Raw genomic sequence first — 12,976 nt, 5'->3', positions numbered from 1 at the left:
GTCACACCGCCTCGGCCTGGGCGTAGGCCGTGCGCATCACGTCCTCCAGGTCCGCCTCGTCGACGGCGACGCCCGTCACCTCGTACCGCTCGATGACCTGCTTCAGCGCCTGGTGGACCGTGGGCGCGGCGGGACCGTCCGGGCCGAAGACCACCTGCGGGCCGTCCCGGCGGATCAGCGCGATGCCCGGCAGCGGGCCCACCGGTGTGTGCGGGTCGGCGAGGGTCGCCCGCACCTGCCAGGTCGAGCCGAACGTGCGGCGGATCTCGTCGAGGGTGCCGTCCAGGACCAGCCGGCCATGGTTCACCAGCACCACCCGCTCGGCGAGCCGCTCGACCTCGGTCATGTCGTGCGTGGTCAGCAGCACCGTACGGCCGCGCTCGGCGACCTGGTGCCGCAGGAACTCGCGGACCTGCTCCTTGACCACCACGTCCATGCCGATCGTCGGCTCGTCGAGGAAGACCACCGGCGGGTCGTGCAGCAGCGCGGCCGCCAGGTCGCAGCGGACGCGCTGGCCCAGCGAGAGGTGGCGCACCCGGGTGTCCGAGAAGGAGGACAGGCCGAGGAGTTCGTCGAACTCCCGCAGCCGGGCGGCGTGTTCGGCCTCCGGTACGTCGTAGATGTCGCGCAGGATGGCGAACGACTCCCGCACCGGCAGGTCCCACCACAGCTGGGTGCGCTGCCCGAACACCGCCCCGATGTTACGGGCGTTGCGCTCCCGCTCCCGGTACGGCACCACACCCGCGACCCGCGCCTCGCCGGACGTGGGCGTGAGGATGCCGGTGAGCATCTTGATGGTGGTCGACTTGCCCGCGCCGTTCGGGCCGAGCAGGGCGAGCAGTTCGCCCGCGGCGACGTCGAAGGTGATGTCGGAGACGGCGTGCTTGGCGACGCGCTCCGGGTTGACCAGGGACCGCAGCGCGCCCGCGAAGCCCGGGCGGCGGACGGTCGTGTGGAAGGTGCGGGTCAGGCCACGGACCTCGATGTTGCCGATCACTCGATATGTCTCCTCGGCTGCCGGATGCGACGCACGCGGGACGCGACCGCGGCCGGCCGGGGGAACAGCCGCCGGCCGGCCGCGGAAGGTGTCAGGACCGTGTCGGTCACCTGGTCTCCGAGGCGGGGGCCTCGGAGAGGACGAACGAGAACTCCGCCGGCTCGGCCGCCAGGTGGTACTGGGGCAGCGGGCCGGGACCGCAGGACTGGGAGCCGAGGCCGTGCTGGCCGTGGTCGAGGTTGACCCACACAGCGCTGCCGGGGGAGAGGTCGGTGCGGTGGGCCGCCGCGTCCAGCTGCTCGGTGGTCCAGCGGCGGGCGGTGAAGAAGAACTCCGGGTCACCCTCGATGCGCAGGCCGCCGATCTCCGCCCAGCGGACGTCGGCGCGGGCGCCGTTCTCCTGCGGACGGACGTACGGCGTCTGCAGATCGTCTACAGTCGACTGCCAACGGCCGACCGTCGACGCCATCCTGCTGTCCGGATACGCCTCACCCGGGCCGCCGCCGAACCACCGCACACGGTCCGCCGCGGACAGCCCGAAGCGGATGCCGAGCCGGGGCAGCGGTACGGTCCAGTCGCCGTCCGGTGTCACGGACACGGTCAGCTGGAGACGGTTTCCGTCCGACGTCCAGCGGTACACGGTCGACAGCCCGATCTCCCAGGCCGCCGGCGCCACCCGGGTGCGGACCGTCAGCGCGTCGTCGCCCAGCTCCACGGCGTCGAGGCGGTGCCGCATCCGGTGCAGGCCGAGCTTGCGCCACAGCAGGCCGTAGCGGACGTCCGTCTGCCAGGCGGCGCCGTCGTCGTTGTCCGTCGTCGCCCGCCACACGTCCAGGCGCAGCCCGGTGACATCCACCCCGCCGACCGTCCTGAGCGCGCCGGTACGGGCGTCGAAGGAGGCCGGGCCGAGCGTGATCAGCGCGTCGCCGAGCACCGGACCGTCGGTCGCCGCGACCGACGGCGCCTGGCGCGCGGACACGGCGACCTGGCCCCAGGCGACGACATGGTCCCGCGGCGCCCAGGGGGTGTCGGCCGCGAGCAGCGCCCGTACCGTCCAGTGGGCCTCGCCGGCCGGGGCTGTGGCCGGCGGCTCGGGCAGCTTCACCTCGGCCGACTCGCCGGGCGCCAGCGCGGGCACCGTCAGGTCGCCGGAGCCGACCGTCTCGCCGTCCACCTGGTACGACCACGTGAACGCGAGCGCCGACAGGTCGGCGAAGTCGTACTTGTTGGTGATGCGCAGGGTGCCGTCGCCGTCGCCCTCGATCGCGACCGGTTCGATCACCTTCTTGTACTCGACCAGGCCGGGGGAGGGCTGCCGGTCCGGGAAGAGCAGGCCGTCGCAGACGAAGTTGCCGTCGTGCAGCTCCTCGCCGAAGTCGCCGCCGTACGCGTAGCCGTACCGCTCGTCCTGGATGCCGTGGTCGATCCACTCCCAGATGAAGCCGCCCTGGAGCCGGTCGTACGACTCGAAGATCCGCTGGTAGTCGACGAGTCCGCCGGGGCCGTTGCCCATGGCGTGCCCGTACTCGCAGAGGATGAAGGGGAGTTCGCGGCGTTTGTGGGTGCCGCCGTCCAGGCCGCGGCCGATCCGCTCGACCTCGGCGTGGTCGGCGTACATCCGGGAGTACATGTCCGTGTCACGGCAGCCCAGGTCGCCCTCGTAGTGCAGGAGCCGTGAGGAGTCCCGGCCGCGGATCCACTCGGCCATCGCGGTCAGGCCACGGCCGGTGCCGGCCTCGTTGCCGAGGGACCAGATGATCACCGAGGGATGGTTCTTGTCCCGCTCGACCATCCGGGCGGCGCGGTCGAGCAGCGCCGGGGTCCAGCGGTCGTCGTCGACGGGGTTGTCCCGCCAGGCCTGCTCGGTGAAGCCGTGGGTCTCCAGGTCGCACTCGTCGATCACCCACAGGCCCAGCTCGTCGCACAGGTCGAGGAAGGCGGGGTGCGGCGGGTAGTGGGAGGTGCGGACGGCGTTGATGTTGTGCCGCTTCATCAGCAGCACGTCCTCGCGCATGGTCTCCAGGTCGAGCGCGCGGCCCCGCTCCGGGTGCCACTCGTGCCGGTTGACGCCCTTGAAGAGCACCGCCCTGCCGTTGACCTTGATCAGGCCGTCCGACAGCTCCACCGTGCGGAAGCCGATGTGCAGCGGCACCCGCTCGCCCTCGGTGGCCAGCACACCGTCGTACAGCGTCGGCCGCTCCGCCGTCCACGGCTCGACCGGCACCGTCACCGGCTCGCCGGTCGCGATGTCGACGCCGAGGCCGGGGACGGTCACCCGGCCGTCCACGTCGGAGTCGACGCGCAGGGTGCCGGTGCCGGTCACGTGGTCGTAGGAGGCGTGCACGAAGAAGTCGAGGGTGCTGCCGGCCGGGCGGTGCAGCAGGGTGACGTCACGGAAGATGCCGGGCAGCCACCACTGGTCCTGGTCCTCCAGGTAGGAGCCGGCCGACCACTGGTGGACGCGGACCGCCAGTACATTGTCTACAGTCTTCAGCAGATGGCCGACCGCGAACTCGTGCGGCAGCCGGGAGCCCTTGAACTCGCCGATGTCCGTGCCGTTGAGCCAGACCCGGGCGCAGGACTCCACACCGTCGAAGCGCAGCACCGCCCCGCCGTCGGCCGGCCAGTCCTCGGGCAGGTCGAAGACGCGCAGATGGTCGCCGGTCGGGTTCTCGGTCGGGACGCGGGGCGGGTCGACCGGGAACGGGTAGAGGTGGTTGGTGTAGATGGGGGAGCCGTGCCCCTGCAGGACCCAGTGGCCGGGGACCGACACCTCCGCCCAGCCACCGGCGTCGTACCCCTCCTCCGCGAAGGAGTCGTCCTCGGCGTCGGCCGTGTCCGACAGTCTGAAGCGCCAGCTGCCGTTCAGGGAGAGGGACTTGGCGTCCGAGGACGCGTACCAGGGCCGGGGCGGCAGCGCTCCGGATCCCGGCGAGACGTTCTCGACGTACTCGGTGGCCGTGCGGAAAGTCATCGGTCTCCTAGCTCAGCCCTTGATGCCGGTCTGCGCGATCCCCTGGACCAGCCAGCGCTGGAGGAAGAGGAAGACGAACAGCAGGGGCAGGATGGAAATGGCGGTGGCCATGAAGATCAGGTGGTAGTTCACGGTCTGGTTGGTCATGTACGACGACAGCGCGACCTGGACCGTCCAGGCGCTCGGGTCCTGGCCGATGACCAGCGGCCACAGGAAGGCGTTCCAGCCGTTGATGAAGGTGATCGTGGCGATCGCCGCGAAGAAGTTCAGCGAGTTCGGCACCACGACACGCCAGTACGCGCCCCAGTAGCCGAGCCCGTCCACGCGCGCCGCCTCCTCCAGCTCCTTCGGGAACCCGAGGAAGTACTGCCGGAACAGGAAGCAGGTGAAACCGCTGAAGAGGCCCGGAATGATCAGACCCCGGTAGCTGTCGACCCAGCCGAGGGACGACACCAGGACGAAGCTGGGGACGAAGGTGACGGCCGTGGGGACCATCAGGGTCACCAGGACGCCGTAGAAGATCTTGTTGGCGTGCCGGTAGGGGATGCGGGCCAGGGCGTAGCCGGCGAGGGAGCACACGAGCAGCGTGCCGACTGTATGCAGGATGCCGACGACCAGCGAGTTCCACATCGACTGGCCGAAGTCGACCGTGGGGTCGTCGAACGGCTCGGTGATGTTGCCCCACTGGATGTGCGTGGGGAAGAACTTCCAGTTCTCGCCGGTGATCTCCGGGTCCGTGGACAGGGCGTTGCGGACCAGCAGGTAGAACGGGACGAGGAAGAACAGCGCGGCGACGCTGGTGGCGATGTACAGGCCGGTGGAGCTCATCACGCCGCCGCGCCGGGTGCGCTTGCGGGTCTCGGGTGCGGTGGTGGTCACCTGGACTCGTCACCCCTTCCGAATCCCATGATCTTGCCCTGGAACAGGGTGACCACGCAGATCAGCACGGTCAGCACCATGGCGCCGGCGCTGCCCTTCCCGTAGTTCTGGTCCTGGCCGAGTGCGGTGTAGTACAGGTCGACGAGCGGCGGGCGGCCCCAGGTCGTCTTGGAGAGCAGGTTGAAGAACTCGTCGAAGGCCTGGTAGGCGGCGACGAGCAGCAGCAGGACCACGGCCGTGGAGGTGGCCCGCAGCTGCGGCAGCGTGATGTACCGGAAGGTCTGCCAGCCGGGCTTGGCGCCGTCGATGGCGGCGGCCTCGTACAGCTCCTGCGGGATGTTCTGCAGCGCGGCCAGGAACAGGATCATGTAGAAGCCGGACTGCAGCCACAGCCGGGCGGTGATGATGACCAGCCAGTACCACGGCGGGTCGGGGTTGGCGAGCCAGGCGATGTTGTCCACGCCGAACCAGCCGATGACGGTGTTCGCCAGGCCGAAGCGGACGCCGTTGAAGAGGGACATCTTCCAGATCAGCGAGGCCGCGACATAGCTGCACGCGGTCGGCAGGAAGAACACCGACCGGTAGAACGCCCGCATGAACCTCAGGCGGTTCACCAGCAGGGCGAGGCCCAGTGAGACCGCCCAGGTGGTGGGCACGATGAACGCGGCGAAGACGGTGAAGGTGACCAGCGAGCCGGTGAACTGGGTGTCCGAGAAGATGTCCCGGTAGTTGTCCAGGCCGACGAAGTCGCTGGGCGTGACGGTGAAGCGGGCCTCGAAGAAGCTGAGGTAGGCGCTCCAGATGATGGGGATGTAGACGAAGACGATCAGCCCGAGCAGGAACGGGCTGATGAAGAGCCAGAAGTTGAAGGTGCGGCTGCCGCGCAGCCCCCGCCGCGGCCGGGGCTTGGTGACCTCGGCCGGGGCGGGGCTCGCGAGACCGCGCGTGGTGGTCGTCGACATGTCGTGGTCCGCCCGGCGGCCTATCCGAACAGCTTCTTCAGCTCGGCGTTGACCGTCTTGTCGCACTTGGTGAGCGCGGCCTCCGGGTCACCGCCCTTGCGGACGCAGTCGGCGAAGACGTTCTCCGTGGCGGTGATCATCGCCTGGGTCCAGCCGATGTTGTCGAAGTGCCCGTACTCGGTGAAGAGCTTCACGCCCTCCGCCGGCAGGCCCGACTTCAGCTTGGTCGCCGACTGGGCGATCGAGGTGCGCGGCGGGATGTGGAAGCCGTACGAGGTCGCCCAGTCCTCCTGGTACTTCTTCTGGTCGATCCACAGCCACTTCACGTACTCCTTGGCCGCCTCGACGTTCTTGCCCTTGGCGTTGACGAACATCGACCAGCCGCCGTTGTAGACGGACGGCTTGCCCGCGTCGGTGACCTTCGGGAACGGCATGATGCCGAGGTCGTCGCCGAGTGTCTGCTGGAACTGCGGCATGGCCCACATGCCGCAGAACTGGATCGCGCACAGGCCCTGGTTGAGCGCGGACGGGTCCCAGTAGTCGGCCGGGGCGTCGAGCAGGAGGTCGCCGCTGGTGAACAGCTTGCGCATCTTCTTCAGGCCCTCGACGACGCCGTCCGTGTGGTAGGCGATCTGGTTCTTGTCGTCGAGGGTGTCCGCGCCGGCCGACCAGATCATCGGGTTGATCACCGCGTGCAGGTCGTTGCCGAGGAAGAGGCCCTTGACCTTGCTCGTGGTGAGCTTGGCGGCCGCCTCGATCAGCTCGTCCAGGGTGGTGGGCGGCTGGATGCCCGCCTTCTCCAGCAGGGACTTGCGGTAGAAGAAGAACTGCGGGTCGTCGATCATCCGGACGCCGTAGATCTTGCCGTCGACGGTGTGCGACTTGATGTCGGCCTGGTTGAAGTCGTCCTTGACCGGCTCGATGATGTCGGTCAGGTCCGCCACCTGCCCGCTCTTGACGAGCTGGATCTGCGGGTGGAACTCGAACAGGTCGGGCGCCTGGTCGGTCAGCAGCGACGCGAACAGCTTGCTCTCGAAGTTCGAGCCGGTGATCCACTGCGTGGTCACATCGGCCTTCGAGTACGCCTTCGCGTACCGCTTGATGGCCTGCTCGGTGCCCGCCTCGCCGTAGGCGTGGAAGTACTGGACCAGGTTCTTGCCCGAACCGGAGCTGCCGCCACGGCCGTTGTTGCCGCCGCACGCGGCCAGCGTGCCGGCGGCGGCCAGGCCCGCTGCGGCCCGGAATATCGATCGGCGGTCCCAGTTGCTGCTCTGTGCCGACATGCTGACGTCCTTGTCTGTCGAGTGCGGCTCGGCGGCTCTACGCCTGAGAGCCCAGTGGCTCAAATTGCGTTGCGGAGCCGGACGTTAACCTTCGGCTAAGGCTTCGGCAAGGGGTTGGACGAAGGCTGTTCGAAGCGTTGCGTCCGGTTCGGAATCCCGAACAGGGCTGTGGGCAAAGGGAGATGAGGGCCGCCGGGTCAGGGAGACGGCCGGCGGCCCTCGGTCAGGGGGATACGGGGGCTACTGCCTGGTCCACGCCTCGTTCGTGCCGCCGTTGCAGCTGTAGGCGATCACCTTGCTGCCGTCGGCGGTCGCCTGCCCGCTGACGTCCAGGCACTTGCCAGAGGCCTCGTTGACGATCTGCCCGTTGGAGTTCAGCAGCCACTGCTGCGTACCGTCACCGGTCGCCGCGGCCGCCGTCAGCCCCGAACTGCCGTCCGTCAGATAGCCGTTGGCGCTCTTCAGGGTGCCCTTCGCGTCGTACGACCACGACTGCCCGGCTGCGCCCGTGCAGGTGGCGAGCACCGCACCCGAGGCGTCGGCGGTCAGGCACTTGCCCGACTGCTTGCCCACCAGCGCCCCGGTCAGCGCCGAACTGCCGTGACCCCGCTGGTCGAAGACGTACGTCGTGATCGAGCGGGCCGCGAGCGTCGCCGTCGCCGTACCGCCCTTGACGGCCGGCTTCGCGGCCTTCGCCCAGTTCTCGTCGGCCGAGGTGCGCACGGCCTGCGTGGCCCGCACCGGGGTCGCGCCGTTGAAGTGCAGGTTCAGCGCGGTGTCCGTGGTGTTGTGGTTGTTCACCACGACGACCCACTTTCCGCCGCGGTCATAGGCCGACACCTCCACGCCGTCCGGCGTCCCGGTCACGTTGTGGGCGACCGAGCCCGGCTTCACGAACTTGCTGTACTGGCCCAGCGCGTAGTAGCGCTTGGTGAAGTACAGGGTCTGGTTGCCGTTCGTGGCGTAGTTCGGGTCGTAGTAGAGCAGGCCGTCGTTCCAGCCGTCGTTGTTCTTCGCCAGCGGGTCGCTGCCGATCATCTCCGACAGCGCCACCCACCACTGGAACGCCGAGTCATGGGCGGTCGCGAAGTCCTTGTAGATGATCCGCGAGAGGTTCAGCCCGCCGTCGATCGTCGGGTCGTACTCCTGCGCCCAGCCCGTGCCGCCCTTGCCGAAGCAGCAGATCTCCGTCGACCAGGACTGCTTTCCGGCGGCCTTGGAGGTCTCGTAGACCTTGGCCCGGTTGGCGTCGCCGGGGTTGTCGTAGGTGTGGTGAGCCAGCTTGGAGACGTACTGGGCCGTGCCCGGCTGCGAGATCCACTGGGGTATCTCTTCGTTGAACTTGACCGTGCTGGTCGACTCGTCGGCGATGATGCTCGTCTTCTGGTGCCGGGCGCGCTGCTCGGCGCCGAGCGCGCGGACGATGTCGTCCCGCTGGGAGGGGTCGACGAGCATGCCCTCCTGGCCGCACGAGTCGAAGCTGTTCGTCGGCTCGTTGAAGGGGCTGATGTAGTCGAGCTTCACGCCCTGCCGCGCGAAGTGGTCGGTGACGTCGGCGACGTACTTGGCGAAGTCCTGCTCGTTCTCCGCCTTCAGATAGCCGCCGCAGCTCTTGCCGTTCGTCTTCCACGCGGCGGGCGCGCTGTTGACGAACCCGATCAGGTCCTTCACGCCGTACTTGGCGGCGGCGTAGAGGAAGTACCGGCCGGCCTTGTCCTTGCTCCAGTCGTAGCTGCCGTCGGAGTTCAGGAAGTCCTCGGGGGCGCGCGGCGCGTACGTCACGCCGGTACCGCCGCCGCCGATGTTGTAGCGGTACGCGCTCAGGTCCAGGCCCTGGTGCGAGAAGAGCAGCTCGGCGACCCGGGCCTGGACCTTGGGGTCGAAGTTCTTCAGGTCGTTGACCCACCAGGCGCCCGAGGCGCCGATGTCGTCGATGGTCTGGGCGGCGTGGGGGGAGACCTCGGCCGTCGCGGGTTCGGCGGCGCTCGCGGCCGGGGAGGTGAGGAGCGCTCCGGAGACAACCAGTGCGGCCGCGGTTGTCAGCAGGACGGATCTCCTGGTGCGGAGGTGACCGGTGCGGGGGTGAGACACGTGCATCCCTTCCGTCGTCATGAAGGCGGTGCGGTACGGCTCCTTGCGGGTGGGGTGGTGCGCTTGGTGCCAGTCCTCTGTCCGACGGACTGCAGGGCCCCCTCCAGCGCGAACGTGGCCGCGCCCAGGGACACCGGGTCGGTGGGGATCGGGGAGAGGACGATCTCGGTGGCGGCCAGCGGCCGCCTCAGCGCGTGCCGGGCGACGGCCGCGCGTACCTCGCCGAGCAGCGGCTCGCCCAGCCGGGACGCCACCCAGCTGCTGAGCACGACCACTTCGGGGTTGAGGAGGTTGATCAGGTCGGAGATCCCGGCGCCCAGGTAACGGGCGGTGTCCCGGACCACCTTGAGCGCCACCGGGTCGTCCGTGGCGACCGCCCGGGCCAGCGCGTCGATGGTGGCCGTCTGGTCCTCGGGGTGCAACAGCGTGGACTGCGGGCTGAGTTCGCGCAGGTTCTGCATGATGCCGGGCGCGCCGACGTACGTCTCCACGCAGCCGTGGTTGCCGCAGTGGCACAGCCGCCCGTCCAGCACGAGCGTGGTGTGCCCCCACTCGCCGGCGCTGTTGCTCACGCCCCGGTGCAGCCCGCCGCCGAGCGCCAGACCGGCGCCGACGCCCGTGCCGAGGTTGACCACCACGGCGTCCCCGCGGCCCCGCGCTGCTCCGAACCACAGCTCGGCGACCGCGCAGGCGCGCAGCGGGTTGTCCAGGTACAGGGGGTACGCGATGTGTTCCGCGAGCAGGTCGAGCAGCGGGACGTCGTGCCAGTTCCAGTTGGGCGCGTACTCGGCGATCCCGGTGTCCCGGTCCACCTGGCCCGGCACGCTCACCCCGACGCCGAGCACCCGGGCGGCCTCGACCCCGGCCTGGGCGACCACCGAGCCGACGGCGGTGGCGACATGGCCGACCACCTGCTCGGGACGGCTCTCGCCGGGCCGCATGTCCTCGTCGGCGCGGGCCAGCACGTTCAGCGCCAGGTCGAACAGCTCGACATGGACGTACGTCTCCGCGATGTCGACCCCGATCAGCGCGCCCCCCGCCGCGTTGACGGCGACCAGACCCCGGGGGCGGCCCCCTGCCGAGTCCTCGAAACCGACCTCGGTGATCATGCGCAGGTCCAGCAGCTCGCCGACGAGCGTGGCGACCGTGGCCAGGCTCAGCCCGGTGGCGGCCGCGAGTTCCTGCCGGGAGGTGGGAGACTCGGCGATGATCTGGCGCAGCACCTCGTAGCGGTTCGCGGTGCGGATGTCACGTGAAGTGCGCTTCACGGAGCTGCCCCTCCCATCCCGTCAGGCCAGGCCGGGGCGAGGTGGGCACCGGCGCGGCGTCAGGCTATGGGCTGGGAGGGAGTATCGACAAGGGGTTAGGAAAGGGGGTGGAGAAAGTCTGCCGCCCGTTGACGCCCGTCAGTCTCCCAGGACACCCCGGACGAAGGCGTTGGTGAACTTGCCGGTGGGGTCGAGGGTTTGGGCCAGGGCGCGGAAGTCGGCCAGGCGTGCATACCGTCCACGGAGTACCGCCGACGGCACGGTGAAGACCTTCCCCCAGTGCGGGCGTGCATCGAAGGCGTCCAGCGCCTCCTCCACCCGGCGGACCACCGGCAGCACGGCCGCCGTGTCCTCGACCCAGGTGAAGTGCAGGGCCACCGAGTCGCGGCCGTGGGCCGGGCTGAGCCACTGCGGGTCGGCGGCGATCGTCCGCACCTCGCAGGTCTGCAGTACACCGGCGACCGTCGACCGGATCCCGTCGATCGCATACAACGCCTCGACGGCGGCCGACCGCGGCAGCAGATACTCCGACTGCAGTTCGTCACCGCTGCTCGGCGTGAACTCCGCCCGGAAGTGCGGCAGCCGTTCGTGCCACGGCCCCGGCACCCCGAACTGCTCGGTGCAGTTGCCCGCGGGCATCCCCGGCACCGGATGCATCGCCTCGGTCGCGGGCGCGGCCCACGGGAAGTCCACCGGCGCCTGATCGGTACGGCGCTTGACCCACACCTGCCCGAAGCGCGGCTCGCGCCAGTCGGTGAACAGGCTCACGCTGTACGCCGCCCCCGCGACTGCCTCGAAGTCCAGTCCGTCCAGCGGCAGTTCGGTGAACACGTACTGCTCCACCTCGTACGACGGCTCCAGGTCGAGGGTGAGCGCGGTGACCACGCCGAGCGCGCCGAGGGAGGTCACGGCACCGTCGAAACGGGCGTCCCCGCGGGCGATCGACACCGTCGAGCCGTCCGCGGTCACCAGCTCCACCTCCCGCACCGCCGCCGCGAGCGGTCCGTTGCCCACCCCCGAGCCATGGGTGCCGGTCGCCACCGAGCCGGCCACCGAGATGTGCGGCAGGGAGGCCATGTTGGGCAGCGCGAGGCCGTGCGCGTGGACCGCGCGGGCCAGCTCGGCGTACCGGACGCCGCCCGAGACCCGCACCGTACGGTCCGTGGTGTCCACGTCGATCACCGGCGGCAGGTCGGCGATCGACAGCAGGACGCCGTCGGCGCCCGGGTCGGCGATCTCGTTGAAGGAGTGGCCGCTGCCCAGCACCCGCACCCGCGTGCCCCGGGCCACCAGGGTCCTGAGCGCGTCGAGCGAACGCGGGCGGTGGAACTCCTCGGCCGCATAGGTGATGTTGCGCGCCCAGTTGGTGGTAGCCGTGCCGGCCGTTCCCGTCATCCCTGTCGTCCCTCCGGGTGAGTGCGTGTCCATTGACCCTCTCATTCGCCGCGACCTACCGTAGAGACCGGTTGCTATCCGTGCGCCACCGAGCCGGAAGGTCACTTCGTTGCCCGAGCGTCCGCAGGCGTTGTTCGCCATGACCGCCCAGAACGTGCCGCACATTTTTCCGCCGGAGGTGCTCGCGCGGCTGCGCGCGTCCGTAGAAATCGATCCCACTCTGGTGGCGCACGATTTCACCGAACCACGGGTACGGGAGACGCTCGCCCGCACCGAGGTCCTCATCACCGGCTGGGGCTGCCCCCGCCTCGACACGGCCGTCCTGGAGGCCGCCCCCAAGCTGCGCGCCGTGCTGCACGCGGCCGGCTCGGTCAAGGGGTTCACCACGCCCGAGGTCTGGCAGCGCGGCATCGCCGTCTCGTCGGCGGCCGCCGCCAACGCGCTGCCCGTCGCCGAGTACACCCTCGCGATGATCCTGCTCGCCGGGAAGGACGTCTTCGCCTTCCGCGACCTGCTGCGCGCCCGCCGCACCTTCCCCTACGGCGACATCGTCCCCGGCATCGGCAACCACGGCCGCCGCGTCGGCGTCGTCGGCGCCTCGCGCATCGGCCGCCGCCTGATCGAACTGCTGCGGCCCTACGACCTCCGGGTCGGCCTCGCCGACCCGTACGTCGACGCGGCGGAGGCGGCGCGGCTCGGCGTACCCCTGCTGCCCCTCGACGACCTGCTGCGCACCTCGGACATCGTCACCCTGCACGCCCCGCAGACCCCCGAGACCAGGCACCTGGTCGGCCCCCGCGAACTGGCCCTGATGCCCACCGGATCGGTGCTGATCAACACCGCGCGCGGTGCCCTGGTCGACCACGACGCCCTGGTCGAGGAACTGCGCACCGGACGCCTGAACGCCGTCCTCGACGTCACTGACCCCGAGCCGCTGCCCGCCGACTCGCCCCTGTTCGACCTGCCCAACGCCTTCATCACCCCGCACCTCGCGGGCTCCCAGGGCAACGAGGTGGCGCGGCTCGGTCTGACGGTCGTGGAGGAGGCCGAACGACTGTTGTCCGGCGGCGAGTTGGCGTACGCGGTGGACCACACGGCGCTGGAGCGGGCGGCGTGACGGACCCCCG

Annotated in this window: 9 protein-coding genes; 1 reads left to right on the top strand and 8 read right to left on the bottom strand. The window is 70.0% G+C overall.

What is annotated here, in order from left to right; translation table 11 throughout:
- Position 1 precedes the first annotated feature (1 nt).
- From BEK98_RS30450 to BEK98_RS30415, 8 genes are all read right to left on the bottom strand, one after another.
- Positions 2 to 997 (bottom strand): ABC transporter ATP-binding protein, encoded by a 996-nt coding sequence (locus tag BEK98_RS30450; protein WP_094219924.1) that lies wholly within the window; start codon positions 995 to 997, stop codon positions 2 to 4.
- 106 nt (positions 998 to 1,103) lie between these two features.
- A complete protein-coding gene (locus BEK98_RS30445; protein WP_094219923.1) occupies positions 1,104 to 3,971 on the bottom strand; it encodes a glycoside hydrolase family 2 TIM barrel-domain containing protein in 2,868 nt (955 codons plus the stop codon).
- Between the two features lie 12 nt (positions 3,972 to 3,983).
- Positions 3,984 to 4,850: a carbohydrate ABC transporter permease gene (locus BEK98_RS30440; protein ID WP_094219922.1), complete on the bottom strand. Its 867-nt coding sequence runs from the start codon at positions 4,848 to 4,850 to the stop codon at positions 3,984 to 3,986.
- The gene (locus BEK98_RS30435; RefSeq protein ID WP_094219921.1) at positions 4,847 to 5,812 is read right to left on the bottom strand and encodes a carbohydrate ABC transporter permease; all 966 of its coding nucleotides are present in this window, start codon (positions 5,810 to 5,812) and stop codon (positions 4,847 to 4,849) included. The genes BEK98_RS30440 and BEK98_RS30435 overlap by 4 nt, the downstream gene beginning before the upstream one ends.
- Before the next feature lie 20 nt (positions 5,813 to 5,832).
- The gene (locus tag BEK98_RS30430) at positions 5,833 to 7,095 is read right to left on the bottom strand and encodes an ABC transporter substrate-binding protein (protein ID WP_094219920.1); all 1,263 of its coding nucleotides are present in this window, start codon (positions 7,093 to 7,095) and stop codon (positions 5,833 to 5,835) included.
- Between the two features lie 240 nt (positions 7,096 to 7,335).
- A complete protein-coding gene (locus BEK98_RS30425) occupies positions 7,336 to 9,192 on the bottom strand; it encodes a glycoside hydrolase (RefSeq protein ID WP_094219919.1) in 1,857 nt (618 codons plus the stop codon).
- An 11-nt stretch (positions 9,193 to 9,203) separates the two neighbouring features.
- Positions 9,204 to 10,454 (bottom strand): ROK family transcriptional regulator, encoded by a 1,251-nt coding sequence (locus BEK98_RS30420; protein ID WP_094219918.1) that lies wholly within the window; start codon positions 10,452 to 10,454, stop codon positions 9,204 to 9,206.
- 138 nt (positions 10,455 to 10,592) lie between these two features.
- Complete coding sequence (locus BEK98_RS30415; RefSeq protein WP_094219917.1) at positions 10,593 to 11,849, bottom strand: FAD-binding protein; 1,257 nt, start codon at positions 11,847 to 11,849, stop codon at positions 10,593 to 10,595.
- Positions 11,850 to 11,958: 109 nt separating this feature from the next.
- Between BEK98_RS30415 and BEK98_RS30410 the strand changes: the two genes are divergently transcribed.
- Entirely contained in the window at positions 11,959 to 12,966 is a 1,008-nt protein-coding gene (locus tag BEK98_RS30410) for a hydroxyacid dehydrogenase (RefSeq protein ID WP_094219916.1), read from the top strand.
- Positions 12,967 to 12,976 lie beyond the last annotated feature (10 nt).

The sequence above is a fragment of the Streptomyces diastatochromogenes genome (assembly GCF_002242805.1).
In the GTDB taxonomy this organism is placed as follows: Bacteria; Actinomycetota; Actinomycetes; order Streptomycetales; family Streptomycetaceae; genus Streptomyces; species Streptomyces diastatochromogenes.
This window is presented reverse-complemented; position numbering and strand designations above follow the sequence as displayed.

Excerpts from the sequence above, each read along its gene's own strand:
- BEK98_RS30445 (WP_094219923.1), bottom strand. The coding sequence starts at position 3,971 with ATGACTTTCCGCACGGCCACCGAGTACGTCGAGAACGTCTCGCCGGGA.
- BEK98_RS30435 (WP_094219921.1), bottom strand. The coding sequence starts at position 5,812 with ATGTCGACGACCACCACGCGCGGTCTCGCGAGCCCCGCCCCGGCCGAG.
- BEK98_RS30430 (WP_094219920.1), bottom strand. The coding sequence starts at position 7,095 with ATGTCGGCACAGAGCAGCAACTGGGACCGCCGATCGATATTCCGGGCC.
- BEK98_RS30425 (WP_094219919.1), bottom strand. The coding sequence starts at position 9,192 with ATGCACGTGTCTCACCCCCGCACCGGTCACCTCCGCACCAGGAGATCC.
- BEK98_RS30415 (WP_094219917.1), bottom strand. The coding sequence starts at position 11,849 with ATGACGGGAACGGCCGGCACGGCTACCACCAACTGGGCGCGCAACATC.